The following is a 26,715-nucleotide window of genomic DNA, read 5'->3' as shown; positions in this document are numbered from 1 at the left end:
CATAATATCTTTGGCAATCCCGAGCCGACAAGGAACAAATAAAGATACTTCCAACGGTCAATTCAAGAGTAGCAAAAAACATAAGATGAACCTCCAAAAATGATCCCTTGAAATACTGGCACCAAACATTAGCATTATCCCATCAACAAAGAGCAATGTATTTACCAGTACAATTGTACTCTATAGATTCTAGATAAGAAATGCAAGAAAAAATCGACCAGGAAGCGAGAGATTTTCTCAGTCAGTGTGAACTTGTGACGTACAGCAAAGCAAAAAGAAGAGAGTTCAAAAAAAGCATTAGCTTATCTCCATACATCTTAGCCTTCATATCAACAAACATACTTATAATCTTAACCACTCCTCTTCATCCTAAAAGTCTCGCTATATCTGCATTTGATTTTTATTCAGACTCAACAAAGATTACCTCCTTAACAAATTTTTTCGCTGGTTTTTTGTTAGAAAACCCCTCAGGCTTATGGTTCATATTTCTTATCGGAATCTTCACTTCGAACTTAATCCTAGGAATCCCCCTCTTTTTACCGATGATTTCTGTTGTTCCATCAATTCTTATGACAGAAATATTTATCAGGGATATTCGAGAAAAAGAAGAGATAAAGATCAAAAAGATTAGTAGAGCCACAGAGAAATCCAGGAGAAATGATGACTATATATTCGTATTTGCATTTCTGATACCTGTAATAGGATTTACAATCACTGCCCGAGCAGATTTCAGCGCGGGGGCTTTGTATTTCGTTATGGGATTTTTCGTCATGTCCTATTGCTGGGTACTTATAATTATTTCAGTTCTAGCTTACGCCTTTCTTACAAAAGTGAGAGACTCACTATTTAAGCAAAAATTTCTAGACGAGTATGTGATCTGCTTGCTTGCAGATTGCATAAAAGACATAACGGATAGGGGGACGTGGAGAAATATTCAAAGTCGTAGGAAAATTAAACTTAGGCTAGAAACTATCGCAAATATTTTCCAGGAAGTTATTCCTGACCAGGCAGATATTGAGGATCCTGAGATCAGAAGAAATTTTCGTTTAATAGCAGGGAGATTTAGATCATTAAACCGGTGGCTTTTTACTCCAAAAGAAGACACCAGACTGGCACTCATAGCGGAGCTAGTTTTTATATTAAAAAAATATGTGCACTTCGACCTGGATTCTCTTATTCCGGAGAATGAAATTGAATTGAGTGGAAGGAAGCCAATCAGAAAAATACTCAATATAGTGATTTTGACATTTAAAATGTCGGTTCCAATACTATTAATATTTTTGTTTTTAAAGACACCAATTGCTCCCCAGGGGCCACTCAGAGACTATCTAGCCATAGGAGTTTTTGCACTTACAGGATTAAGAATTCTACTGGCAATAGATCCGGGCTTCGGAGAAGCCTTGGAAAACTTGCTAAATTTCATAGGCAAGGCTAGGAATAGTATCAAATGAATACATTCTTTTTTTGGCCTAGAAGAGAAACGCATTATTGAGGTAACCCAACACCAAAATTATAGTCATCTTAGCCAATGCGACTGAAAACCTGGAAATTTTGGTCTTTGCCAATGGACAGTGGAGGTTTAACGATGACGAAGCCTGACTTTAGCCAAATGTCGCGTCAGGAGCTGAGAGCCTATATTTTGGCCCATCGAGATGATGACGAGGCGATCGAGGTATTGATCCGAATGGGAAATCCTCATAGCCGAGTCTATCCATTTCCTCAGACTGAAGAAGATTTAAAGACAATGGAAGAGATCCTTCAAGCGAAACTGGCGAGCAACGGGTAAACGGGCTGTGTCGTCCTCAACCCTGATTTGCCTGGTTCAGCTGTAGGTCGATAGCTCCTGTAGGTAGGGCCGCTGCTCTTCTGGGCTCAAGAATGACGCTTGGAAAGAATTTTTGGCCAGCTGCACCAGTTGTTCCGGCGTCAGATCCAGGGCAAACTCCACCGCTGCGAAGTTTTCGGCCATATAGCCGCCAAAGTAGGCCGGGTCGTCGGAGTTCACCGTGACGCACAGGCCCAGCTCCATGAGCTGCTTGAGGTTGTGCTGGGCCATCTCGTCAAATACGCAGAGCTTAACGTTCGACAGCGGACACACGGTTAAAGGTATTTGATGCTCCACCAAATACTCCACCAGGGCCGAATCTTCCACACAGCGCACGCCGTGGTCAATGCGCGACACCCTGAGCAGGCGAATCGCTTCCCAAATGTATTCTGGCGGCCCCTCTTCGCCCGCGTGGGCCACGGTGAGAAAGCCCTCGGCCCGCGCTCGGTCAAACACCGCCTGAAACTTCGAGGGTGGATGCCCCAGTTCTGAGGAATCAAGCCCCACGGCGATGATGCTGCCACGGTAGGGCAGGGCTTGCTCTAGGGTGGCCATGGCGGCCTCGGCGCTGAGGTGGCGCAAAAAGCAGAGAATCAGCGCCGAGGAAACCCCCAGCTGAACTCTGGCATCTAGCAGCGCCTGGGTGATGCCGCTGTGGACAACCTCAAAGGGAATGCCGCGATCGCAGTGGGTCTGCGAGTCAAAGAAAATTTCGGTGTGGCGCACCTGCTGGGCGGCGCATTTTTGCAGGTAGGCCCAGGTGAGGTCGTAGAAGTCTTGCTCGGTCTGCAACACCTGCGCCCCGGCGTAGTAGAGGTCTAAAAACGACTGAAGGTTTTCAAACTGGTAGGCGGCCCGCACCGCTTCAACCGAATCGTAGGGGAGGGTAATACCGTTGCGCTGGGCCAGGGCAACCATCATCTCGGGCTCAAGGGAGCCTTCGATGTGGATGTGGAGTTCGGCCTTTGGCAGGGTGAGGAGGGGCGATCGCATAGGCATCAGCACTTTTTAGCGGCCATTATCGCCCAAACAGCTGGTATTTGCCTGAGTGGAATGCTAACAACTGATAAATAGGCCAAGCCACTATTGCGGTTTACCTCAAAAAGAATGAGTTGAGGCTCTGTCGAAATAGTAGTCATTCCCATCCTAAAGGAGCGGTTAAAAGTAGGGAGGTTTACAGCTGAAGAAAGAGGTTGATGCCGATACCGGTGCTTTATGGTCTATGCAAGAACTACCACCTAACTAAGGAAATAATCTCATGTCTTACGAAAACACAGAAGCGTTGCCCCAAGATACTCAGTCGTTGCCCCAAGCAGCTAAGCAAATATTTATGGCGGCTTTTAATGCTGCTTCGAGCGACGGTTTCAGCGAAGATGGTGCTCGCGATGTGGCTTGGAGCTCGGTGAAAAACACCTTTGCCCAAGATGGCAATGGGGAATGGTACTTTAGAGCTGAAGACCGTGACTCTAAAAGCACCACAGGTACTATGCCTGGTGGCTAAGGGTTGATGAGCTAGTCTTTGAAACCCGCTCTATATTAAACGACCTTTGACATTGGACTTGGATATGAGGGCAAGCACTGGTTCGACTGGTTTACAGTTGTAACCGGCTTGCCCAGCTCTATTCTTGCCCGTGTTGATGCTAGGAATAGATCGCTAGCGGTGTTAGTCAGAGACCATGCTCTGCCTTAAGCATTCAGAGAGAGAGATCGCCCCGTCCCGCCGCGCTGCACCATAATCAGCTCGGCACCAATGCTCACAGCAATTTCTTCTGGGGTTAAGGCTCCAATATCTAATCCGATCGGGCCGTAAATGGTTGCCAGCTTTTCGCGGGGAATGTCTGTCTGGGCGATCGCCCCATAGACCTGACGCACTCGCTTTTCGCTGCCGATCATGCCGATGTACTGGCAGGGAATTGTGCGCTGAAGCAGATGCTGGAGGGCTTCGAGGTCATAGGTGTAGCCGCGCGTCACAAGTGCAGCGTAGAGGTTTTGGTGGGTGGCAAGGGTGGTGATCGCGTTGTCTATGGGTTCCGCCAAAATCTGGCTGGCCTGGGGGTATAGGTCGGCATTGGCCCACTCGGGGCGATCGTCCTGCACCACGACCTGAAAGCCGATCAGGTGAGCGACTTTGGCAAGCTGAAGGCCTACGTGACCGGCACCGACGATCAGCAGCATGGGTGGGGGTTGGAGGGTTTGGACGAAGGCGATCGCCGCGTCAACCTCAACGGCATCCTCTGACAGGTAAGGAGCGTTAGCGCCATCCAAAGGTGTTACCAGCGTCACCGCCTGCCCCTGCTGGAGCTGCCGCAAGATTTCATCCACCAGGGATTTCGCTGCCTCACCCTGCCAGCGCTCTAGCCACACTCGCATGTGGCCCCCACAAATGCCCTGGGTCTGCCGCTGGGGTGCCCCAGACAGATCAATTTCGACGAATTGCTTTTCCCCGGTTTTAAGCACATCCTGGGCCTGACGCAGTACCTTAGCTTCCCCAGCACCGCCGCCGACAGTGTTGAAGGCTTGACCGTTGGCATCAACAACTAACCTAGCCCCTACCTCACGGGGAACAGACCCTGTAATACTAGTGACAGTAGCGAGAACAGCGGGGCCAATATCAAGAGCATGAGCCAGTTGTTGAAAACAATTCACCAAAGCAGTTCACCGTCGACTACAAAGGATTAAAAAAGTTAAAAGCTCAAACTACAGCGATATAGAAACGTTAGTTTACTATCGCTCGCTTCAGAGTTTATGCTACGGCTAAACCCAAAATCAAAAGGCGAAGTTATGGGGAGCTTGGCAACGCTCTACAGTTAGTTTACCCAGTACTCTACTGCTTGATGCTCTACACTACCGTCAGGCATAGTGGTGCGGCTAAGTTTAGCGCCGTTAAGCTCCACGCCTTGTAGCTCGGCCCACTTAAGCTCAGCCTCTTCAAGGTTGGCTCCTAAGAATTTGGTTTTCCAAAGTTCTGCTCCCCGCAGATTAGCGCCCTGTAAATCTGCATCTTGCAGGTCGGCTCCCGTGAGGTCAGCATTCCGTAGATTTGCCCTCTGTAGCTGGGCTCCGCGCAAGTTGACGCCTCGCAAATTAGCATTCTGTAAATTAGCCCCCTGAAGCAATGCTTCCGCTAAATTCGCACCCTGTAGGTTAGCTTCTCGCAGATCAGCTTCTTTAAAGTTAGCTTCGACTAAGTGCGCTTGGCTCAATTGAATTTTGACTAAATTAGCCCCATTGGCCTCCAGCAGCCGGAGGGGGACGCCATCGTTATGAAGATCCTCCAGGGCTCGAATACGGGCATAGCTAGTCGATAGTTTGGTGGCTGCAGCGTTGTCAATAACACGCCAAGCTTCATAGTGCTTTTGAGCTTTGCGATCGGGGGCACCCTTAAAATATAAAATCACAGCGGCGACAATAGCAAACGACTCTGCATTCTCAAAAAAGACTCTTAGGATTTCTCGCTTGAACAAATCTGATGGAGACTTAAGGGCTACATCTTCATGCACCCATATGGCAACTGTCGCCAACACCAGCACAGACATTAGCACCGCTAACCAGGTCGGAACATGCTGAATGCATCTCTCTAGTTGTCGAACTAGCTTGGACGGATTCCAACGCATAGATAAAGCTCTGTAAACTATAAAATCCTTGGATCAAACTCAAAAAAACAGGGCACAACTTAAAGCTTGCTGACTAAATCATTTAGCCATCTCTCAGGCTTAAAAAGCTATGGAAAGCGGGATGCACGCAAAAATAATCAATGTTTTCTAAGTTAATAGTAGGAAGCTCATAGTGACCCAGATAGGCTCCATGGGATGTGGAAGCATTTCGCATCTTTTGAGGTACTTTGGCTTTGAGAAAGCCGATCTGCCAAAGCAGCTTCTTAAGCTCTAGATAATCTATCTCTAAGATCCAGTCTGCCGCCTGATCGACATCGAGTTCACCACAGACAATGGCCAGTAAAAGATATTCAAGATCGGCTCTCTCGAAAACATCTTTGCGCCCCCGAAACACCTCAAACAGATCCAGTAGGCAGGGATATTTGAAGCGATATTCAGAGGCTAAGTCTTTGGTCTTTTGTTCGGAGTAGACCTCTTCTGCGGCAAATATAGAGGCTTCCTCAACTCGTTTTCCCTCAGAATAGTAATCTAGGCAAAGTTTGCAGAACTGTAGCAACTCGCGGGGGCGATGCTGAGTGCGATCGATTATATAGTCGATGGAGTTTAGGCCTTGAGCACTAATCATTGAGGTAAAGACTGAATTCCAGCGACGCTGTCCGTTTTGCTGAATTAGTTCTGGAAAACAGTGGGCAATGCGTAAGCCGATTAGTTCTAAAAGCTCAGCTTTCCCCCAGCGAATCACTTCAACGTCTTCTCGTATTTTTTGGGCATCCTCATAAATTTGGGGGATATTGTCAAACAGCTCTTGGCGAATGGAAATATAGACTCTGAGGTTAGGGCTAATGCGGTTGAGCTTTTGAGAAGCTTGAAACAAGCCTGCCAGAAAGTACTTGGCATCTTCTGAGTTGTCCCAGCCCTTGTCTAGCTCGTCAACAAAGATTTTAATCCGGGTTTTTCTGAGAATTATTTCTAAGCTAGGCTGTAGATCTTTAATTTCTTCTAAGCTATATAGTGCCTGGAGTTCACGAGATTTCTGGAAGCTCTCATGATTGCCTACTTTGATTTGCTCTAGTCGTTTTAGATATTCAAATAAGATGCCTATAGAGTTCAGATCTTGACTATTTAGATTATTGACAACATAGGTATAAATATCTTTTTGCGCACCTAACAATAGGCCGCGCTTTTCTTCAGAAATTTTCTTAAAAACTAAGCTATAGAGAAGGTATTGCCAAGCTACTGAGTAGGAGCTTTGCTTACCCCAAGAGCCTTCCTTCTCACTGCGCAAATACTGAGACAGGAGTTCGTAGGAATATTCTTCTGGCGAAAGCTCAATCACCAAGTGGCCTTTGCGGGCTTCTGCCGCTGCCATATATTTAAAAATGGCGCTTTTCCCCGAGCCTCGACTGCCAACCAAAATCGTTTTGTCACTATTGAAAAACTTTTGGTAAGTTGAGTTTTGATAAAAATATTCAGACAGGCCGACAGTGATATCGCGTTCTGCCGAGTCCGATCCCAGGTTGAGCAGGCGAATATCTAGTGGCATGAGTAGGTTTAATCGTTGAGGGACAAGGGGGTAATGTCTTGCTCCTAGTTTAGGGTTTGAGACTGTTTTGCCATAGTACACTGCTGGGTAATACCCCTCAAAGTTAGGCTCTCCTCATTCGCAGACCATTGGAGGTAGGAGTGAACGATCCTCTAAATGCTGACCAGAACTCGGGCATGTTTTAGGGAGGCCAGGTTGTTGGCGATGGTCAAAGACCGGCCTTGAGGGCCAACGCCCCAACAACCCATTTCTACCTTCTACTAAGACACAACTTCTACAGGTTGCCCCTGACTGACGGCTGCTTTTACGGCCTCGATCGCCCACAATGTCGCCTCCGGGGTCGCCGGTAGCGCCAGCGGCACATAGTCGGCATCCCCAAACGCCGCCACCGCTGCGCGAATCGCCTCTCGCACCGCCATTGCCAGCATAAACGGCGGTTCACCCACAGCCTTGCTGCCGTAGATCACGCCATCCTGGGCGGCGCGCTCTAGCAGGTGCACGGTGAACTGCTTGGGCACTTCGCTGATGGTGGGGATTTTGTAGGTGCTGGGGGCAAAGGTGCGCAGGCGACCTTCGCCGTCCCACACCAGTTCTTCCATGGTCAGCCAGCCCATACCCTGCACAAAAGCGCCTTCGATTTGGCCCTTATCTACCAACGGATTCAAGGATTCGCCCACGTCGTGGACGATATCGACCTGGCGCAGTTTGAAGGTGCCGGTAAAGCCATCGACCTCGACTTCGCAGACCGCCGCACCGTAGGCAAAGTAGTAGAAGGGGCGACCCTTGCCCAGTTTAGGATCCCAAAAGATGTTTGGAGTACGGTAGAAGCCGGTGGCAGAGAGGCTGATGCGCTCGCTGTAGGTCTGCGTCACGACTTCATCAAAGGCGATGCGGGCACTGGGGTAGGTGCGGCAGTAGATCCAATCGTCTTCGAGGACCATGTCTTCGGGGGCGTCGAGATTCAGCATGCGGACGGCGACGGCGGCGAGGCGATCGCGCAGTATCTCACAGGCATTCTTCACCGCCTGACCGTTCAGGTCTGAACCGCTAGAGGCCGCCGTCGCCGAGGTGTTGGGCACCTTGTCGGTGCTGGTGTGCATCATGCGAATGCGATCGATTTTAACGCCCAGAGCTTTGGCTGCCACCTGGATCATTTTGGTGTGCAGCCCCTGGCCCATTTCGGTGCCGCCGTGGTTGAGCTGAATGCTGCCGTCGGTATAGATCAGCACCAGCGCCCCGGCCTGGTTGTACATTACTTTGTTGAAGGAGATGCCGAACTTGACCGGGGTAATGGCCAGGCCGCGCTTTTTGTAGGGGCTGGTGTCGTTAAAGGCCGCAATTTCGGTCTGCCGTGCCTCGTAGTTTGAGTTTGCTTTGGCCTCTTGCCAGACGCGGGCGATGCGGTTATCGACAATATCTTGGTCGTAGTGGGTGCGGTTGGTCTCGCCGTCGCCGTGGTAAAAGTTGCGATCGCGCACCACATCTGGCCGCAGGTTGAGGGTGCGGGCAATCCTGTCCACAACTTCCTCGATCACAATCATCCCCTGGGGGCCGCCAAAGCCGCGATAGGCGGTGTTCGACACCCGGTTGGTCTTAGCTATGCGCCCTTCCACCACTAGGTTGGGCACGTAGTAGGCGTTGTCGATGTGCAGCATCGCCCGCCCCAGCACCGGGGGCGAGAGATCCAAACTCCAACCCCCGTCAGCTGTCAGCACCGCCTTCATCGCGGTGATAGTACCGTCGCTGTTGAATCCGACTTCGTACTCCCCCAGAAAGCCGTGGCGCTTGCCGGTGATCAGCATGTCGTGGTGGCGGCGCAGGCGGCAGCGGGCGGGTCTGCCGGTTTTGTAGGTGGCCAGGGCCGCCGCCGAGGCAAAGGGGTTCGCCTGGGATTCTTTGCCGCCAAAGCCGCCGCCCATGCGTAGGCAGGTGCAAACCACCCGATTTTTGGGCAGACCTAGAATGCGGGCGACGATCTCCTGGGTTTCGGTGGGGTGCTGGGTGGAGGTGTAGAGCTGGAGGTTGCCTTCCCCGTCGGGCACGGCCCAGCTGGTTTGCGTTTCGAGGTAAAAGTGGTCTTGGCCGCCAATCTCGACTTCGCCCACAAAGGTGTGCTCGGCCTGGGCCAGCATCCCATCGGGGTCGCCCCGGCGAATGAATAGGGGGTCGTTGTGGTAAGAACTGGCGGCGATCGCCTCCTTCACCGTCTTAATCGCGGGCAGTGGCTCGTACTCCACCACTACCTTGGCCGCTCCCTCCCGTGCCGCTGCTTCGGACTCCCCCACCGCCCAGGCCACCACCTGGCTGTAGTAGCTCACTTCATCGGTCGGCAGCAGCACCTCGTCGTGGACGATGACGCCCGTGTTGTTTTCCCCCGGCACATCCTCAGCGGTGAGCACCGTAACGCAGCCTTCCACTTCTAATGCTGAGGCTACATCCAGCTTAGTAATTTTGGCTCTGGTGTGGGGCGAGAGCACCGGGTACAGCGACAGCATCCCCGCCGGTTCGCGCTGGTCGTCGGTGTAGACCGCTGTGCCGCTGACGTGGGCCACGGCGCTTTCGTGACTTTTGTACTTACCGACTGGGCTCATGGAGTACCTCAATGGGGATGTTGGATTTGGGGGTAGGGTGGGCACTGCCCACCACAATCATTGGGCAAAAGCAGTGGACATAGGGTGGACTATCGCTTGCCCTGGGGTGGTGGGCACTGCCCACCCTACGCAGCTTTAGATGGGGATGTGGGCGAAATAGCGGCTTCCCAGAAGGTGGGCGCTACGGAAATTCCACAGAGAACTTCTCGAACAGATTCACCACCAGGCGCTTGCGGTACTCGGCGCTGCCCCGTAAGTCAGTAAGGGGCGTAAAAGCGTCTTGAAGGATGGGTTTCACCGCTTGAACAGTGTCCGCTGTCCAGGGTTTGCCGATGAGGAAGCTTTCGGCTGCGATCGCCCTCGCCGGAGTCGCCGCTACCCCCCCGTACCCCAACCTGGCGTCAAGAATCTGATTAGCCCAATCCACATCCACCACAAAGGCCGCCGCTACAATGCTGATGTCGTCGGTGCCGCGCTTGCCAATTTTGTAGGATTGCGCCAGGCGGCGGGTTGCACCAGGAGTCAGCGCTTTGGGAATTTGCACCGAGACAATTACCTCGCCGGGCTGCAACTCGGTCTGGCGATAGCCGGTGAAGAAGTTGGCCAGGGGGAGGGTGCGATCGCCCCCCGGCCCCGCCAGCTTGAGCATCGCATCCAGGGACAGAAGCACCGGGGGTAGGTCGCCAATAGGAGAAGCGGTACCGATGTTGCCGCCGAGAGTGGCCCGATTGCGCACCTGCCGCGCAGCAAACCAGTGAATCATCTCATCCAGGCTGGGGAAGACGCCGTGGAGAGTAGTTTCAATGTGGCTGAGGGGCACCGCCGCGCCGATTTCCACCAGTTCATCGGTCTGCTGAATCTGCTTTAGCTCCCCCACCGCCTCTAGGGAAATTAGCGTCGGGTAGTGCTGCCGATGCCAGCTCATCTCCAGGCCCAGATCCGTTGCCCCGGCGACTAGAGTAGCGGCGGGATGCTGCTGCAACAGATCCAATACTTCCGAGAGCTGGGTGGGTCGGTAGAACTGCTCGTCATGGCCGGTGTAGGCCAGGGGCACAAGCGTTGTGGAAGCTGAAACCAGCTGTTCTAAAAACTGATCTTGAATGGTTGCATCTGCCACCATCTGAGCGGCGCGGCGAATGGGAATATAGCCGGTGCAGCGGCAGAGGTTGCCCTCTACCGAGAGGTCGTCGGGGGTGCCGTCGTAGTAGGCGGCAAACAAACTCATGATGAAGCCGGGGGTGCAGTAGCCACACTGAGAGCCGCCCGTTTCCACCATCGCCGACTGTACGGGATGGAGCTGGTCGGCGGTGACGGGTTCTTTGACAAACGCATCTTTGGGAATTTGGCACTGGGTAATGCCGTCGGCGGTCAAGACCTGCCGCCCCGCCACCGCCCCTAGGGGAATCAGGCAGCTGTTCACCGCCTGGTAGTGGGGTTGGCCATTGGCCCCTGCGCCGATGAGAGCTACGGTACAGGCACCGCAGTCGCCGTCGCCGCAGCCTTCTTTGGTACCCGATCGCCCACTCAGGCGCAGGTACTCCAGCAGGGTCATGGCTGGCGAGAAGTTTTTTACAGAGACCGGTTCGCCATTGATGGTGAAGCTGAGCTGAATGTCGAGTTGTTGAGTCACAGGAGCTGTATGGCGGCTAAAAACACGTACCCACGAGCCATGAGATTAGTGTTCAACTTAGCGATAATTTAGTAAGCGAGATGACAAATTGACTAAATTTAATTTGAGTTTTGAGAATTGAGTCCGCACTAGGTTCAGCCGTGGGCAGACAGGACGATTTGAGCAAAACTTGTTGCGAGATGATACCTGCCAAACCGATGGGTGCCTAACTACCACTTCAGCTGCACCCTGCACCGATGCAGCGGCCCGCCCCGATCGGTCATGCTAGGGAAAATCGCTTTTTCTACAGAACCATGACCCTACCTGCTCTAGCTGCACCCCTATCCACGACCGCTTTGCTAGAGGCGCTGCACTTTGCGGCGACCAAACACCGCGACCAGCGCCGCAAAGATGAAGCAGCCTCGCCCTATATCAACCATCCCATCCGGGTGGCGCAACTGCTGGCCAGCGAGGGCGGGGTAACAGACCTGGTGACGCTTCAGGCGGCCATTCTCCACGACACCGTAGAAGATACCGAGACCACGCCCGAGGAGCTAGAGCGTCTCTTTGGCCCAGCGGTGCAGCAGCTCGTGGCGGAGGTCACCGACGATAAGAGTCTGCCTAAGGCAGAGCGCAAGCGCCTGCAAGTTGAGCATGCCCCCCATCTGTCGCCCCAGGCAAAACAGCTCAAAATTGCCGATAAAACCGCCAATGTGCAAGATATCACCGCTTCGCCCCCAGCAGACTGGCCCCTAGAGCGACGGCGCGAATATCTGGACTGGGCCGATCGCGTGGTGGCCGGGTGCCGAGGCTACAACCCCGCGCTAGAAGCGGTTTATGACGATGCGATCGCCGCCGGTCGAAAAGCGGTGCAAGCAGCGGCACCGCACGCTTAACGCCTCAAACTCAAAGCGTCTACGCCTAGCCTTCTCACCACGAGTACCGCTCCATAGCCCCCCACTGCCTTGGGCTTAGGTCGAGGTACCCAGAATGGCGATCGCCGAGCCCACGAAAAGTAAGCCAGAGGCTGCGTTGATCTATCGGCCAAATTTATCCATTTTTCTCTGAGTTTGCCTAAATTGGCAAAATTTTATTTTTTCGGAAACCTGGCGCAGCGGCGTGTAGCTATTCAAGCTGTGTAACGCTAACCCACTTATCCATTGAGTAGAAGGAGGCCGACCGAATGACCCCAGCTATTATGAAACCTGCGCAATCTGTCGCTACCGCCAGTGCGGAAACTCAGTACCCCCAAAAGACCCGCGAGCTGCATAGCCACCACTTCGATTCCACCATTTGGAATGACTTTCAGTTTCGCGACGATGACATTATTATTGCCACCTACGGCAAATCTGGCACTACCTGGATGCAGCAGATTGTTGCCCAGCTGATTTTCAACGGCCAGGACGGGCTCATCGTGGGCGATATATCCCCCTGGATGGATCTGCGAGTGCCGCCCGCCCCTGAGAAAATGGCCGCTGTTGAGGCCCAAACCCACCGCCGCTTTCTCAAAACCCATTTGCCGGTGGATGCCCTGGTCTTTTCTCCCAAGGCAAAATATATCTATATTGGCCGCGATGGCCGCGACGTGCTCTGGAGCCTCTACAATCACCACGCCAACGCCAACGACCTGTTCTACGACTTGTTGAACAACACGCCGGGCCTGGTGGGGCCACCCATTGAGCCACCGACTAGCTCAATTCGGCAGTACTTCCATGACTGGCTCCAGGGTGATGGCTACCCCTTTTGGTCGCTGTGGGACAACATGCGATCGTGGTGGGAGGTACGCCATCTGCCCAACGTGCTGATGGTGCACTATACCCAGCTCAAGCAAGATCTGCCCGGCCAAATGCGCCGCATCGCCGAATTTCTCGAAATTCCCATTGACGAGGCTCAGTGGGACACAGTTGTCGATCGCTGCACCTTTGACTATATGAAGCGCAATGCTGAACAGGTCGCACCCCTGGGTGGCCAGATCTTTGCGGGCGGGGCTCAGACCTTTATCAACAAAGGCACCAACGGTCGCTGGCGCGACACCCTAACCGACGAAGATATTAGCTGGTACGAGGAGGTTGCCCAGGCCCAGCTCGGCGAGGAGTGCGCTTACTGGCTAGCTAACGGTGATTCACTTGATCTCGGTTGAGAAAAAGTCTACTCCTGGCAATAGGACGCATTGGTAGCCACTAGGATGTCCTAACTGCCCTGTTGTTTATCCCCTCGACAGAATTGTTGTCGAGGGGTCTAGCGAACTTGGGGCCACTCGTTTTTCGCGGAACGGCAGTCCAGCGCAACGACGAAACCCATGGCAGCTACTCCAGTTGATAAACGCGCTTTTCCGTCAGGCATAGGGCGATACCTTTTTCGTAATAGGCCGCTTCATTAATAAACACGGGATACATCCTGGCGTTGCCTGCATAGGGGATGACCGCTTCCTCAAATGTTAAAAATAGCGGATCCCCTGACTCGAGGGGCACATAGTCTTGCCATTGGCGTTGAGGATGGATCATTGCCAGGATATTGCCTTCGTCATCTCTGGGATAGTCGAGGGCATCAACGTATTGGTAGAGAGTGAGCGCTGTGGGCGGTTCAGCAGCAGCGGTGCCGAGGTTGTAGCGCTCTAAGTAGTCGAGGGTGGTTTGCACCACCGCCTCAGTTTTTTGAAACAATTGGGCGCTTAATGTGCCGTGGGCCAGGGGGCCAACTTCAATGCCGATGCGGTGGGGGGCGAGCGATCGCAGCGAATCTTGACGGCGGCCAGACCCCTCAGAGCTGTACAGCTTAATCTCTGGATTCGCCTGACTCAAATAGGCTGCTAGCCCTAGGGTAAAGCCGTCCAGGCTATCCAAAATAATCATGACGCCAGCGTTAGATGTGGTGCTGTGCAGGTCGATGACAAAATCTACAGGGGTTTGCCCAGCTGGCCCAAACCGCTGGCGCAGGTGCTCTGACCGCTGAACCTCATACCCAGCGGGGGCGATCGCCGCGCCAGTGTTAAACGAGCGGTTTAGATCCTGGTCAATGTAGCGACAATTGGCCGCAATCGCCCTGGGATTGCCGAGCAGGGTGACGGTTTCAAAGCTAGATCGGCGCACCAGATCAGGCGATCGCTCAAACTTTTTAACGGCGTAAACGCCAGTCAATTCGTTGCCGTGGGTGCCCCCGGCAATCAAGACGCGGTTAATCTTGCCCATATCGTTTACCTACTCAACGGCTTGCCCGATGCGAGCAGCTTAGCGGAGCTGACGATGCTATGATCAACATGCTTGGCATACATCTATGACGAAATCGTCATAATAGCGATGGATTTTAACCGCTGGGACGACCTTGAATTTCGGCATTTGAAGTATGCGATCGCTGTCAAAGCGCACCAGGGGTTTATTCAGGCGGCGATCGCCCTCGATCTGGATCAAGGCTTCTTAAGCCGCCAAATTCAGCGCTTGGAAACCAGGCTAGGCTTCAAACTATTCGATCGCTCCATGCGCCCACTGGGGCTCACTGAGGCTGGCGGCCATTTTTTAGGCAAAGCTGAGCAAATTTTGGCCCAGACCCAGCGAGCCGTTACCCTGGGGCAAGAAACCCAGGCGGGGCAGCGGGGCAGTCTCAACATCGGCATCAATACTTCAATCGCCAACAGTCAACTGCCCGCCATCGTCCAGGCGTTTTGTCATCAGTTTCCCCTGGTCAATTTGACGCTGCATGAATTGGCCTCCTACGACCAAATTAGGCAGTTAAACAGCAACCAAATTGACGTTGGCTTCTTTCATCAACACAACCTGTCGGCGCTGTCAGCAGGCGATTCCGGGCCGGATACTCGTTCCGAGTCGGTTCCCGAACGCTTCGCGAATCGCCAAGGCTTTGAGGTGACCTCCATTTTGTCCGAGCCGCTGGTGCTGGTTTTGCCCGCCCAACATCCCGCGACTCACCACCCATCGGTGTCCCTGGCCCAGCTGAATGGCGAGAGTTTTGTGCTGCCGCCCAGCACAAAACTCTCCGGCCTGCGCGGTCAGATTGACGAGCTTTTAAGCCGCACCAATTGCACCCCCGTCATTGTGCAAGAAGCCGCCTGGATCACCACCGTCTTGAGCCTGGTGGCGGGTAATGTTGGGGTGTCGTTGCTGCCTGCCAATGTGACCCAGCTTCAGCGCCAAGGCGTAGTCTATCGCCCAATTCAAGAGGCCTCCCCCAGGTTAGAAATCGTGGCTGTCTGGCAGCCAAGCAACCCATCGGCCCCGCTGAAAAATTTTCTCGCGGTGATTAAATCGCTAAACCCTTGAGCCGATCGCTAGCCTGTCAGCAGATCCCGCAGGTTGGTCATCCAATTCAGCCCGACACGCACCCGGTAAGAGAAGGTGAGCATGCGATAGAGGTAGCTGGGGGCGATCGCTTGAGACTCACCACAGACAAAGCTTTCAATCAAACTATTTGGATGAAGAGGGGGCCAATCAGGCCAATGAGATATTTAAATCATCAAAAGATCTCACCCATTAGCTAGATGCCAGAATTTTCTATCTCAAGTATTTTTCGGCACTTTCACTAATCCGTATTCTCTGGATTTTCCAAGAAAATTCTCATCAGGGTTCAAACCTTTGAGAGCCAAAATTTTTCAGCGAATCAGGATAGAGTTCTTAGCCAAAAAGCCTCTTCACACAAACTTCATAGCTTCATGAAATCGTTGTGAAGCGAACGAATCCAAGTGTTAATCTCACTTAACCTGAGCTTAATCTGTTGCTATAGGCCAAATATATATCAGCTCTTTTGAGAGCTGAGTAATGAGTCATTTTTACGTCAAGATTGACCCGATTTCAGCCTTCAGCATAAGGGCGAACTTTATCTTGGCATCTAGTTCTAGGCACAGGCCGAAGAGAGCCAAGTCTCATGCTTTTACCCTAACTCAGTAATGTAGCTCAGTTGTTATGAAATACCGCGCTCCTTTGACTAGGATGCCAGATCCCCGATCGACAAGAATTAGATCTCATCAGATCGTTTCAGGTTTATTTGGCTCAGCTAATCGACTCAAAATGAAGATTAATAATCCACTCACCATACAGCTTTTAACCCTAACATTACTGACAGACATAGCTTTTATTGTCATTCACCTCTTTCATTCGCTCACGTCTTTACCCGCCGTGGCTGATCAAATGTTTAGCCTAGAGTTTGACAAGGGCTATCCAGAAATGTTTCAGTACATCAAGCTTTTTTGGATTTCCCTTATTTTTATTTATATGGGTGTTCGGCGAAATCGAGCATATTTTGTGTGGGCATGTTTTTTTGGCTATCTGTTACTAGACGATGCCCTTTCATATCATGAGAATTTTGGCTCGGCTCTGGCCGAGTGGATGTCTTGGTCGTCAGCACTACGGCTGAGGCCCGTTGACTTTGGAGAGATTGTCTACACCCTTTCAATAGCTGCTGTTTTCTTCATCGCAATAGGGCTAACTTACCGAAAAAGTGCGCTCGACTTTAGGCAGGTTAGTCATCAACTGCTTTTTCTGATTGCTGCCCTAGCCTTTTTTGGCGTCGCAGTAGACATGGTTCATGTCATGGCTTCTAATATTCCGTATGTCTATGGGCTTATAGGCATGGTTGAAGATGGGGGAGAAATGATGGTGATAAGCCTAATTCTCTGCTATTCCCAGGCCCAAATTCCCTTAGCTGCATCCTTTAGAAACACGCCTCGACATGGCTATGTAAACCATTAAATTCTAGGCAGAGTACTTATTATCAAATCCCGAGTGAATAACCCCCGATTCGTAGGGGCGTAGCATGCTATGCCCCTACGGGGTTCCTGATTATGAATCGGGGTTTCCCAACTCGGATTTCGTATTAAACCCCTGCTACTACCGAACCCAGAGGGTTGGGCGGATGGGCTAACGTTGTTGGTCATCAACTGCACGGCTCTACTTTGCCAGCGCGTCTCGCAGCGGTTTGGTCATCCAGTTCAGCCCGACGCGCACTTGGTGCGAGAAGGTGGGCATGCGGTAGAGGTAGGCCAGGCGGCGAGCCACATGAGCCAACTCGCCATCGAGTTGCACCCCTAATCCGGTAAGGGTGGCGCGGCTGGTGCCGAGGGTGAGCATTTCGCCCAGGTGCTGGTAGCGGAAGGGCAGCTGGGGGCGATTCTTCGCAGAAGAGCCTTCGCCAGCGCTAATCGCTGCCCAGATATTCCACCCGACAAAGTCGGCCTGTTGTAGGGCGACCTGGGCGGTGGTGGGCACCTGCTGACCGTCGGCATCGCGGCAGTCGGCCACATCGCCCAGGGCGTAGACGCCGGGGGCATCGATCGCCTCTAGGGTGGGCTGCACGACGACTTGCTGACGCTCGTTGTGCTTGAGGGGCAGGTCGGCAATGACGGAATTGACCTTGGTGCCCACGGTCCACAGCACCAGATCTACCGGCAAAATGTCGGTCTGCTCACGGAAGGTGAGGCTGATGGTGTCGGCGGTGAGGTTATCCACAGCAGTTTCGAGATCGACCCACACCCCCAGGTCGGAGAGGGCTTTTTGAGAGACCTCGCGGTTGTACTCGGGCGAGGTGCGCAGCAGCATATCGGTGCGCTCGATCAGTCGCACACGACCGCGATCGCCCAAATGCTCGGCCACTTTGCAGGCCAGCTCGACGCCGCTATAGCCGCCACCCACTACCGCCACGCGAATTTTCTCAGCGCTGGAGGCTTCGAGCAGGCGCAGGCGCTCTTTGAGGTGGTAGGCATCTTCTAGGGTGCGAAAGGCGATCGCATGGTCGGCAACGCCGGGGGCCATATCCATGGGGGTGGTGCCGCCCAGGGCCAGAACGAGGCGATCGTAGGTGAGCATTGTGCCGTCGCTGAGGCTGACGCGGTGCTGCTCCATATCAATGGCTGTCACCTCGGCCTGGCGAAACTGCACGGCAGTTCCGGCCAGCAGCTCGGCGTAGGGGGGGGCAATTTCCCAGGTTTGCAGTTCGTCGGTGACCAGCTCGTAGAGCAGGGGGAGGAAGAGGAAGCGATCGCGGTGGTCAACCAGAGTAATCGTTGGCGGGGTGCCCTCCCAGGGCAGATGGCTGAGGCGCAGGGCGGTGTAGAGGCCGCCAAAGCCACCGCCGAGAATACAAATTTGCTGGGGAGCGTCTGCCATAGTGTATGTCTGTTGCTAAGGGCCTGTGGTACCTCCTCTACCTTCTAACTCAAAATGGAAGGAGTCATCCTGCTTTTCGGAGATTTCTTTTGGCTACTGCGTCAGACTTTGGGATGCGATCGCCCCGCCAAGAAGTGCTGGCTGGGGCGCGAGACATCATTCCTTTGGTGGTGGGGGCGATTCCCTTTGGGATTATTTTTGGCACCCTGGCCCAGGGCAGCGGCCTCTCGTTTGGGGCGACGATTGGCATGTCGGCATTTGTCTTTGCCGGGTCGTCGCAGTTCATCGCGTTGGGATTGCTGGCGGCGGGCAGTACCCTGCCGCTGATTGTGCTCACCACGGTGGTCGTCAACCTGCGCCACATGCTCTACGCCGCCAGCCTGCTGCCCTACGTGCAGGGAGCATCCCAGCGGTGGAAAGCGGTGATTGGCTTTTTTTTGACGGATGAGGCCTTTGCGATCGCCATTCGCCGCTACCTACAGCCCGACCCTAGCCCCCACAAGCACTGGTACTACCTGGGCGCAGCCGTGACCATGTACATCAACTGGATTTTCTGCACCTGGCTGGGTCTGACGGTGGGCCAGCTGATCCCCAACGCGGCGGCCTGGGGGCTAGATTTTGCCATGGTGGCGACGTTCATTGGCATGATCGTCCCCTATGCAACGACTCGACCGATGGTGGGAGCGATTCTTATTGCCGGAATCGTGGCTGTCTTAGCGAATGGGCTGCCCCACAAATTGGGATTGATGGTGGCGGCGATCGCAGGGGTCGCCACCGGCTATTGGCTTGAAACTCGACCGCAGCGGGTCAAGGACAAACGGTAAGGTTTGCCCGGTTCAAAGTTCAAAATTCAAAGTTCAAAATTAAGCACTCCCTATGAATGACTGGCTGCTCGTGGCCGCTATGGCTCTAGTCACCTTCACTATTCGCTACGTGCTGCTGGCTTTTAGCGGGCGCATTCAGCTGTCGCCGACGCTGGTGCGGGCGCTGGGCTACGTGCCTCCGGTGGTGCTGACGGCGATCGTCGTCCCCGCCGTGGTCTTTCCCGATGGCGAGACGCTGTGGCTGGGGTGGCAGAATGCGCGGTTGGTGGGCGCGATCGCCTGCGTCGCCCTTGCCGTTTGGCGAAAAAATCTGCTGCTCACCATTGCCGGAGGCATGGCCGCATTTTGGGGCTGGCAGTGGCTCGTGGGCTGAGTCGGCTGGCGTGCGCTGCTAAATACCACCATCTACCATCAACCCCCGGCATTCCGTAAGGGATGCTGAGGGTCGAACGTTTCTGAATGTTGAAAGAAATTGCCTAGCGACGGCGGCGAGTAAAGCCAAGCCAGGCCAACGCTCCGCCAATCGAAAACACCAGCGGCATAAACGCAGCGGCGGCGCGGTAGTGCACATCCTCGGTCGAGTCGAGGCTGATGCCGTCGTAGATAATGCCCTTGTCGCCTACGGGCACCGTCCAATAGTCGGCGTGGCTCTGGGTTTCGTCTTCAATCGAGACTTCCCAATCGCCGGGAATCGACTCGTCGGGCAAAAATGCAAACCGGCCCTCGCGATCGGTGGTGGTGGTCATCCAGGGCTCGTCGGGGTTGTTGGGGGCGTAGATGCTCACCGTTGCGCCCACAAAGGGTTCGCCCGAGCTAAACAGCGACTGAAACTCTAGCTGATTGTCGAGGGTATAGAAGGTTTCAACCTGGTGCGCATTAGCTTGGGCCGGAAACCCCACCAGCGCCAAACACATCACCAGAGCAACAAGCAACCGTTTCATAGCACAAGCAATCCGTAATTCGTGTGGCCTTTATTCTAGCGAGAGTTGCGGCGAGCTGAAGGCCAAAATCCCACAACCAACCTCCGCCTCAGCAATGCCATCCCGCGACAACCTACAACCACGCCCCGACTTCGCAATGCAGAGCAATGACACGCAATATCTACCCGGCGACCCAACAATGCCCCCTGTGGATTTCCCAATGCCACCCGCCGCATTGGCAGATCCACTCGCCGCATTGGCACTGCCGCCCGCCGCAGAATCAAATCGCCCCCAGCGACTACCATCGTAGCCATAGCGGCGTTGCTGATTTCTGGGATGAATCTATTGTCGCAAGCTTAGCGCCAATAGAATTTCATAAATCCGTTCATCCCCCATTTCTGCAACGCCCACAAGCTATCTCCTAAGGAGATTTCTAGGAAAGAAGATACCAGCTTCAATCCAGCGACTATAGCCGCTGTAGGGTGGGCACTGCCCACCATTAGGGAAACTCTTTTTCAAAAGTCTCCTAAGAGTGTTCCAGCTAAATACTTGGCCAGAGTTTTACAACCACAGGCCCAACGGGCCGAGTTTGCGACACCAAAAGGGACGTCTATTTAGATGGAATACTCTAAAGCAAACCGCCCGTAGAAAGTCTCTACAGGCGGTTTCTTAAATAGCGGGTTGCAGCTTGGGCTAAGGCCAAGCCTCGTCCATTTCACTCAGACTGGGCATTGCCTACCCTTAAGCACCAGGCAGCACCGCCTTTTTGATCACGCCGTGGACGCCCCAGTTTCCATCGACAATTTGGGTGACGCCAAAGTCGGTCGCCACCGACATCAGGCTAATGGCTTCGTCTTCGCCCATGCCCTGGGTGGTCATGAGAAAGTGGCGCATTTTGTGAAAGGCATCGCGCATGGCCTTGTCGATGGAGGACTGGCCAAAGATGTCTTGTTGGGCCGTATCGCCCAGTTCTTCGAGGTAGTTGGCGTAGCTAAAGCCATGGACGACGTACTCTTCGTCGTTCTCGAGCAGCGGGTAGTAGAGGTCTTCGAGCACGGTGCCCGCCAGGTCGCTCTGCTTGTGTACCGTGACCTGAATTTTGCCGGTGAGGGAAGTTTCGATCGCAGTGCCCGCCAGCTCAGAGTCGCCCTGGGCCGCGTGGGGGTCGCCCAGCGACAGCAGCGCCCCTTCGACGGCAACGGGGTAATACATGGTGGCCCCTTCGCCAATGCGCCAGTTGTCGATGTTGCCGCCAAAGTAGCTGGGGGGCACCGAGTCAACGAAGTCGGCCTCGCGGGGGGCCAGGCCAATCACACCAAAGTGAGGTCGAATCGGCACCTTGACGCCCTCTAGCACCTCGTAGTTTTTGTCGATGGTGGCCGGGTCAACGGGCACGCCGGGATAGTCGATGGTTTCGTGGACAACGCCAAAGGGGTCGGTTTGGGGCATCCACCGGAAGTTGTAGAGGGCGGTGGCGTAGTCTTCGGTTTCGGTGGCGTCTAGCTCGTAGATGGTGATCACTTCGCGGGGTTTAGGGTCTTCGATCATGTCGTTGTAGTGGAAGCCCCACCAGGCGGCGGCGTTGCTGCCAAAGGTGCGTCCCTGGTATTCGGGGTTGCCGCTGGGGCGCGGCGCCACATCGAGAATTTTGACTTCGAGCACGTCGCCGGGTTCGGCCCCGTTGACGTAGATCGGCCCGGTTAGCACGTGTACGCCCGCCCCTTCGCCTGCGCCTGTGGTGTAGACCTCGGGGTCAACGGAGCCTGCACCCCGGCGATCGACACCTTTGCCCTCGGGCGTCCAGGCGAAGACGCTCTCGGCACCGGGGTCACCCATGACCATGAGGGAGGCGTCGTCGTTGGCGTGGTGGGTGAGGGTCTCGACGGTGACAATGTCGCCGGAGTTGATGGTGAGCTTAGGCTCTAGAGATTGACTGAAGTAGCCCCAGTGCACGGTGTCGGCATTGGCCGCGAGGTAGTGCTCTTGGGGGGTCTGGGCGATCGCCCGATTGATCATCAGCCCACCCAAGCCGAGAACTACTGCCAGCCCCAGCCCCAGCAGGCCAAAACGCCATTGTCTAATCATTCAAAAACTCCTCAATACTGACCAGGAACGACTTAATTGATGTGGCTACGATGCTACGGGGGGGGATAGGTGAGGGTTGTAGTCTAGGGAACATTCCAAAGGAAAGAATTGGTGCGGCAGGCGGCATCGAGCGGCGATCGCTGGGTTACCGCCCCCCAATCTAGGCTGCGCACAGTAGATTGCTACAGGATGGTGGTGAGGAAAACGGGCATGGACTTAGACACTATTCTGTTGGGGCTAAATGGATTGCTGGGGGTGGCGCTGGTGGCGATCGCGGCGTTTTACCTCAAGCTCACCCAGTCGCTGGCATCGGCTCCCCGCCTTCAGCCGGCAGCGACGCCCCTGACCCCAGCGCCCTCGGTAGATGTGGTAATTCCGGCCTACAACGAGGCCAGCAATATTCGCGCTTGTGTAGAAGCGGTGCTGACGACCGAGATGCTGGGGTCGCAGCAGTTTGAAGTTTGGATTGCCGATGACCAATCTACCGATGCCACTGGGGCGATCGCCGCAGAGTTGGCGGCCCAGCACCCCAACGTCCACCATCTAGCGGTGCCGCCACGCCCTGATGGCGAGACGTGGCGCGGCAAAAACTGGGCCTGTGCCCACGCGGCAGAGTTTGCCCAGGGCGACTACCTGCTGTTTATCGATGCCGATGTGCGGCTGTCGCCGGGGACAATACCCGCCGCCCTGGCCGAGGCCCAAACCCACCGGGTTGACCTGCTAAGCTGTGCGCCCAAAATTGAGTGCAGCTGTTTTGCCGAGTGGCTGGTGCAGCCGATCATGATGAGTGCGATCGCGATCGCCTACGACTTCAACGCCATTAACGAGTCCACCGCCGTAGAAGATGCCTTTGCCGCTGGGCCATTTATGCTGTTTCGCCGCGCCGCCTACGACCAAATCGGTGGCCACGCCGCCATCCACGCTGCGATTGTGGAAGATGTAGAACTCGCCCGCCAAATTCGGCGGCACGGCCTCAAGCTGCGCTATGTGCTGGGCATCGACCTGCTGAGCGTGCGGATGTATTCCTCTTTTGCAACCCTGTGGGAAGGGTGGACTAAAAACTACTACCTGGGCACCGAAGAAAATCTGCCGCTGACGCTGCTGTCAGCCTTCACCATCGCCATGGTGTTTGTCATGCCCTGGGTGGGGCTGCTGGCAAGCCTAACCGTGGCCTGGTTACAACCTGAACTCTCCTGGCCGACAGCCGCACTGTACGGATTGACGGTGTTAACCCTGGGGGCCTACGGTCTGTTGCGAATCACTGGCTACCGCCTGGTGGGGGTGCCGCTGCGCTACTGGTGGTTGAGCAGCGTGGGCGGCGTAATTGTGGTGGCGATCGCCCTCACCTCCATCGTCAAAACCAAGACCGGCTGGGGCTGGACCTGGCGGGGGCGATCGCTAAAAGCCTCCTAGCAATCGCCGTTGGCCTTAGGAATTAGGGCTAGTGTTAGCTGGCAACTGGGGCACCACCACAGGAGCGTCGTCTAACAGCTCAACTTCGTAAAACAAAGAACTCGATTGAGACGGACAGCAGAGCGCATCCTCTGAGGTGTAGCGGTTAAAGGAAGCGCTCAGGTAGCCCTGCCGATAGAGATCGACGGTGACTAAACTGCCGTCGGTGCGAGCGTCCATGGGGGTGGGCGACAGCGTGCCAGAGAAGGTGCCATCGGTAAACACAAACACCTGGTATGCCATAGGGCGACACATGCCGTCGGCATTGGCCATGCCGGTCACCACCGTAGTATCGCCAAAGATTTGGGCGGCTCCAGTCAGGGTCCAACCCGCCGCTTCGACCAGGGCATCTTCATAGAGGGCTGCCGGGCGCGCGCTGTCTAGGCACTCGGGCAGATTGCCGCCGCCCTCCACCACAGGAGCCTGGGGAATGGCCGCATTGGGCGAGTTCCAGTTGGTATCGCTATCGAGCCAGACCCCGTTGGGCTCAGGTTGGGCGATCGCCAAAGGGGCCAGCAACATTGACCCTACCACCAGAGAACTCGAAGCCAAGCAGGCAAAAAATCGCATCGTTCATCACCCTCAACCCACAAAAATAATTGTCTGCGGTCTGGCTTGGGGTTGCAATCGCTGTTGATGTTTCTTAGCTCAAAGCGTTGCAGCGTTTGAACGTTTGAACGTTGCAACGCTTTGAATCAGATGCCTATAGCTATAAACCATCTACTTCTAGGCTCGAGGAGCGTACATCATCACCAAAACGCCGAGCAGTACCACCCAGCCACCCAGCAGATCAAAGCGATCGGGTTTCACCTGGTCAACCAGCCATCCCCAGGCAATAGAAAGCACGATAAATACGCCACCGTAGGCGGCATAGGCGCGGCCAAAATGGGTAGGTTGCAGAGTGGGCACTGCGCCGTAGATTCCCAGAATAGCCACCCCTAGCACCGCTAGCCACAGGCTCTTGCCCTCTCGCAGCGCCAGCCAAACGAGATAGCCCCCGCCAATTTCACACAGACCAGCCATCACAAACAGCAGCAGCGATTGAAGCATGACGCCAGCCCTGGTCATTGTATAACGTTGCCGCTAAAGCTTACCGTGCTGCCGGGGGCGCGGTGCTGGGGGCGGGCAGGCCTAGCGCTTGCCGAACCGCATCGAGCGGCATTTCCCACATTTCCTCAAACCGGGTGCCCAGTAAACACTGGGCCTGCTGCCCTAGCGCCAATCCTCGGCGGCGGTTGGCCAAAATCTCCCCAGTTTGCCCAGGAGCCAAAAGGGGATACAGCGCACTGGCCATCCACAACCCCAGCCGTTGGGCACTGCTGTAGTTTTGGGCGACAGCAAAGGCCAGCACGCCGATTTCACCGGCATAACTGGTGTCGAACCCCAGCAGCACGTGAAAGATGTCGTGGGTAATGGCGTAGCGCAGGGCAAACACATTGCGCCACGCCACCTCGTCTAGCCCAGGGCTAATGTTAAAGGGGCTGAGATGATTCGTTTGCATGTGGTGGGCGTACTCGTAGCCAAAGGTGCCTTCGGGCAATTGGCTTAGGGCATCTAAATCAATTGGGGGATAATACCCGACCACGGGCTCAAGCTGGGCCATCACAGCATCGCTGGCCTTGGCTCCCAGGGCATCGGCCTTGAGAATGGCAAAATCGCCCAGGTTAGTTCCCTCATGACTGCGAATCTTACGAATCGCTTGCAGCAGCTGCTTGGGTTTGAGCATAATCGCGTTTTCTGAAAACGACTTTCAGGCCCGATCGCGGCCTCAGCGTAGGAATCGGCGTCATCTCTAGATTCTGAGCGGGCACCAGTTCCCAGGTGTAGTGGCGCAGCAAATAGGCCGCCACCAGCTTGATTTCGAGCTGGGCAAAGGCCAGACCTAGGCAGATGCGGGGGCCACCGCCAAAGCCCACCAGGCTAAAGTCGGCCCGCTTGTGCTCGGCCCGCTCGGGGCTAAAGCGATCGGGGTCGAAGCGGTCGGGGTTGGTATAGATGGTGCGATCGCGGTGGGCAGCATCAATTCTGTACAGCGCCATCCACCCGGCGGGCACGCGGTAGCCGTTGAACTCAAAGTCTTTGACCACGCCGCGAAAGCCTCCGGCCACAGGCGGATACAACCGCTCGATCTCTTTCACAATCTGATCGAGGTAGGGCATCTGCCGAAACTGCTCTAGGTTGACAGCGTCGCTCGTCGCCATCAACCGCACCTGCTCCTGCCGCGCCTGCTCCCATACCTCAGGGTGCTGCGCCAGCGACATCACCAGCGAGGTCAGCATTGAGGTGGTGGTTTCGTGCCCCGCAAACAGCATTAGCAGCGCCTGGGCCTTGAGTTCTTCGAGGCTGAGGCGGTTGCCCTCCTCGTCTTCGCTCTGCACCAGCAGCCCCAGGGCATCTTGGGTGGGGCGGGCCTGACGCTCTTTTACCACCTGCTCGATGTGGTGCAGCAGCATATCCCGCGCCTTAACGGCTTTGCCAAAGGGCATCCACCCCCAGCGAATCGGTGGGGCAAACAGGCCGCTGGTTAAATCGGCAAACCATTCCGACATCTGCGTGGTCTGGTTGCCCGGCTCACTGCCCAGCAGCAGCGTGCTGGCGATGTCGAAGGTAAGCTGCTTCATCTCGTCAAACCAGGTGAACTGGCCGAGGGTTTCCCATTTCTGGGTGTAGCGTTCGGTAAGACTCTGCATGGTTTCCACATACCCAGCCAGGGCGGGGCCGTGGAAGGCGGGCATCAGCAGCTTGCGGTTGCGGCGGTGCTCTTCGCCCTCTTGCAAAAACAGCGACTCGCCTAAGAGTTCTTTAAATGTGCCGGGCCACCCCTCCTTCCAAGAGAAGCTATCCATGTTGGTGGAGAGCACAAATTGGTTGGCTTCTGCCCCCATCAGCACTACCGTAGAGCGACCCAACAGGCGCGTTTTGAAGATAGGGCCATATTTGGCCTGGCGCTTGCGGGCAAACTCGCGGTCAAATAAGAAGTTAAGGGTTTCACCGACAACCGGCAGGCCAAAACTTCCAGGGGGCAGCGGGGCAGGCGTAGAGGCAACCATAGAATGGGGTGAAATGCAGCAGCCGAGACCGATTCAGAGAATCAGTCCCCAGAACCAATGCAGTCTAGGGTAGCGCAGAGCAGCGATCGCACC

General features: G+C 54.8%; 25 protein-coding genes. 10 read left to right on the top strand and 15 right to left on the bottom strand.

Translation table 11 applies throughout. The features are described from left to right. Positions 1 to 200 precede the first annotated feature (200 nt). Together VB780_RS21585 and VB780_RS21580 are read left to right on the top strand one after the other, a co-directional pair. Positions 201 to 1,451, top strand: coding sequence for a hypothetical protein (locus VB780_RS21585; protein WP_323353246.1), 1,251 nt, complete (start codon positions 201 to 203; stop codon positions 1,449 to 1,451). A 134-nt stretch (positions 1,452 to 1,585) separates the two neighbouring features. Further along, on the top strand, positions 1,586 to 1,786 hold the full coding sequence (locus tag VB780_RS21580) for a DUF6887 family protein (protein ID WP_323353245.1): 201 nt from the start codon (positions 1,586 to 1,588) through the stop codon (positions 1,784 to 1,786). 36 nt (positions 1,787 to 1,822) lie between these two features. Here the strand turns inward: VB780_RS21580 and VB780_RS21575 are convergent, their stop codons facing one another. Next, positions 1,823 to 2,818: an adenosine deaminase gene (locus tag VB780_RS21575; protein ID WP_323353244.1), complete on the bottom strand. Its 996-nt coding sequence runs from the start codon at positions 2,816 to 2,818 to the stop codon at positions 1,823 to 1,825. Positions 2,819 to 3,083: 265 nt separating this feature from the next. Between VB780_RS21575 and VB780_RS21570 the strand changes: the two genes are divergently transcribed. After that, positions 3,084 to 3,326, top strand: coding sequence for a ChaB family protein (locus tag VB780_RS21570; protein WP_323353243.1), 243 nt, complete (start codon positions 3,084 to 3,086; stop codon positions 3,324 to 3,326). Between the two features lie 185 nt (positions 3,327 to 3,511). Here VB780_RS21570 and VB780_RS21565 read toward each other — a convergent pair whose 3' ends face one another. From VB780_RS21565 to xdhA, 5 genes are all read right to left on the bottom strand, one after another. Then, positions 3,512 to 4,471, bottom strand: coding sequence for an XdhC family protein (locus tag VB780_RS21565; RefSeq protein ID WP_323353292.1), 960 nt, complete (start codon positions 4,469 to 4,471; stop codon positions 3,512 to 3,514). Between the two features lie 161 nt (positions 4,472 to 4,632). After that, the gene (locus tag VB780_RS21560) at positions 4,633 to 5,361 is read right to left on the bottom strand and encodes a pentapeptide repeat-containing protein (protein ID WP_323353242.1); all 729 of its coding nucleotides are present in this window, start codon (positions 5,359 to 5,361) and stop codon (positions 4,633 to 4,635) included. A 160-nt stretch (positions 5,362 to 5,521) separates the two neighbouring features. After that, complete coding sequence (locus VB780_RS21555; protein WP_323353241.1) at positions 5,522 to 6,982, bottom strand: P-loop ATPase, Sll1717 family; 1,461 nt, start codon at positions 6,980 to 6,982, stop codon at positions 5,522 to 5,524. Between the two features lie 260 nt (positions 6,983 to 7,242). Beyond that, positions 7,243 to 9,573 (bottom strand): xanthine dehydrogenase molybdopterin binding subunit, encoded by a 2,331-nt coding sequence (xdhB, locus tag VB780_RS21550; RefSeq protein ID WP_323353240.1) that lies wholly within the window; start codon positions 9,571 to 9,573, stop codon positions 7,243 to 7,245. Positions 9,574 to 9,754: 181 nt separating this feature from the next. Beyond that, a complete protein-coding gene (xdhA, locus tag VB780_RS21545) occupies positions 9,755 to 11,203 on the bottom strand; it encodes a xanthine dehydrogenase small subunit (RefSeq protein WP_323353239.1) in 1,449 nt (482 codons plus the stop codon). Positions 11,204 to 11,496: 293 nt separating this feature from the next. Here xdhA and VB780_RS21540 point away from each other — a divergent pair, with 293 nt between their 5' ends. Both VB780_RS21540 and VB780_RS21535 read left to right on the top strand, forming a co-directional pair. Then, the gene (locus tag VB780_RS21540; protein WP_323353238.1) at positions 11,497 to 12,078 is read left to right on the top strand and encodes an HD domain-containing protein; all 582 of its coding nucleotides are present in this window, start codon (positions 11,497 to 11,499) and stop codon (positions 12,076 to 12,078) included. A 287-nt stretch (positions 12,079 to 12,365) separates the two neighbouring features. Next, entirely contained in the window at positions 12,366 to 13,322 is a 957-nt protein-coding gene (locus tag VB780_RS21535) for a sulfotransferase domain-containing protein (protein ID WP_323353237.1), read from the top strand. Between the two features lie 166 nt (positions 13,323 to 13,488). Here VB780_RS21535 and VB780_RS21530 read toward each other — a convergent pair whose 3' ends face one another. Continuing rightward, positions 13,489 to 14,370: an aspartoacylase gene (locus VB780_RS21530; RefSeq protein WP_323353236.1), complete on the bottom strand. Its 882-nt coding sequence runs from the start codon at positions 14,368 to 14,370 to the stop codon at positions 13,489 to 13,491. A gap of 108 nt (positions 14,371 to 14,478) precedes the next feature. Between VB780_RS21530 and VB780_RS21525 the strand changes: the two genes are divergently transcribed. Next, entirely contained in the window at positions 14,479 to 15,453 is a 975-nt protein-coding gene (locus tag VB780_RS21525; protein ID WP_323353235.1) for a LysR family transcriptional regulator, read from the top strand. Positions 15,454 to 15,461: 8 nt separating this feature from the next. Here VB780_RS21525 and VB780_RS21520 read toward each other — a convergent pair whose 3' ends face one another. Then, positions 15,462 to 15,596, bottom strand: a complete 135-nt coding sequence (locus tag VB780_RS21520) for a hypothetical protein (RefSeq protein ID WP_323353234.1) — start codon at positions 15,594 to 15,596, stop codon at positions 15,462 to 15,464. Between the two features lie 709 nt (positions 15,597 to 16,305). Here VB780_RS21520 and VB780_RS21515 point away from each other — a divergent pair. Further along, positions 16,306 to 16,878, top strand: coding sequence for a hypothetical protein (locus VB780_RS21515; RefSeq protein WP_323353233.1), 573 nt, complete (start codon positions 16,306 to 16,308; stop codon positions 16,876 to 16,878). Between the two features lie 198 nt (positions 16,879 to 17,076). Here the strand turns inward: VB780_RS21515 and VB780_RS21510 are convergent, their stop codons facing one another. Then, entirely contained in the window at positions 17,077 to 18,291 is a 1,215-nt protein-coding gene (locus VB780_RS21510; RefSeq protein WP_323353232.1) for an NAD(P)/FAD-dependent oxidoreductase, read from the bottom strand. A gap of 89 nt (positions 18,292 to 18,380) precedes the next feature. Between VB780_RS21510 and VB780_RS21505 the strand changes: the two genes are divergently transcribed. Both VB780_RS21505 and VB780_RS21500 read left to right on the top strand, forming a co-directional pair. Next, positions 18,381 to 19,115, top strand: coding sequence for an AzlC family ABC transporter permease (locus VB780_RS21505; RefSeq protein WP_323353231.1), 735 nt, complete (start codon positions 18,381 to 18,383; stop codon positions 19,113 to 19,115). 52 nt (positions 19,116 to 19,167) lie between these two features. Then, positions 19,168 to 19,488 (top strand): AzlD domain-containing protein, encoded by a 321-nt coding sequence (locus VB780_RS21500; protein WP_323353230.1) that lies wholly within the window; start codon positions 19,168 to 19,170, stop codon positions 19,486 to 19,488. A gap of 103 nt (positions 19,489 to 19,591) precedes the next feature. On the opposite strand, the gene VB780_RS21495 is transcribed toward VB780_RS21500, so the two are convergent. Together VB780_RS21495 and VB780_RS21490 are read right to left on the bottom strand one after the other, a co-directional pair. After that, positions 19,592 to 20,056, bottom strand: coding sequence for a carboxypeptidase-like regulatory domain-containing protein (locus VB780_RS21495; protein ID WP_323353229.1), 465 nt, complete (start codon positions 20,054 to 20,056; stop codon positions 19,592 to 19,594). A 720-nt stretch (positions 20,057 to 20,776) separates the two neighbouring features. After that, on the bottom strand, positions 20,777 to 22,120 hold the full coding sequence (locus VB780_RS21490) for an acetamidase/formamidase family protein (protein ID WP_323353228.1): 1,344 nt from the start codon (positions 22,118 to 22,120) through the stop codon (positions 20,777 to 20,779). A 210-nt stretch (positions 22,121 to 22,330) separates the two neighbouring features. Here VB780_RS21490 and VB780_RS21485 point away from each other — a divergent pair, with 210 nt between their 5' ends. After that, positions 22,331 to 23,533 carry a glycosyltransferase family 2 protein gene (locus VB780_RS21485; RefSeq protein WP_323353227.1) on the top strand — a complete coding sequence of 401 codons (1,203 nt, stop codon included), beginning with the start codon at positions 22,331 to 22,333 and terminating at the stop codon, positions 23,531 to 23,533. Positions 23,534 to 23,548: 15 nt separating this feature from the next. Here the strand turns inward: VB780_RS21485 and VB780_RS21480 are convergent, their stop codons facing one another. The 4 genes from VB780_RS21480 to VB780_RS21465 form a co-directional block, all read right to left on the bottom strand. Next, entirely contained in the window at positions 23,549 to 24,094 is a 546-nt protein-coding gene (locus VB780_RS21480) for an LppP/LprE family lipoprotein (protein WP_323353226.1), read from the bottom strand. A gap of 204 nt (positions 24,095 to 24,298) precedes the next feature. Further along, positions 24,299 to 24,640: a YnfA family protein gene (locus VB780_RS21475; protein ID WP_323353225.1), complete on the bottom strand. Its 342-nt coding sequence runs from the start codon at positions 24,638 to 24,640 to the stop codon at positions 24,299 to 24,301. 22 nt (positions 24,641 to 24,662) lie between these two features. Next, on the bottom strand, positions 24,663 to 25,298 hold the full coding sequence (locus tag VB780_RS21470) for a Coq4 family protein (protein WP_323353224.1): 636 nt from the start codon (positions 25,296 to 25,298) through the stop codon (positions 24,663 to 24,665). After that, positions 25,261 to 26,622: a cytochrome P450 gene (locus VB780_RS21465; protein ID WP_323353223.1), complete on the bottom strand. Its 1,362-nt coding sequence runs from the start codon at positions 26,620 to 26,622 to the stop codon at positions 25,261 to 25,263. Before VB780_RS21465 ends, VB780_RS21470 begins: the two co-directional genes overlap by 38 nt. Positions 26,623 to 26,715: the final 93 nt, after the last annotated feature.

Source organism: Leptolyngbya sp. CCNP1308 (assembly GCF_034932455.1).
Lineage (GTDB): Bacteria > Cyanobacteriota > Cyanobacteriia > Phormidesmidales > Phormidesmidaceae > Nodosilinea.
Note: the sequence above shows the minus strand (reverse complement) of the source record. Positions and strands in the feature narration are given on the sequence as shown.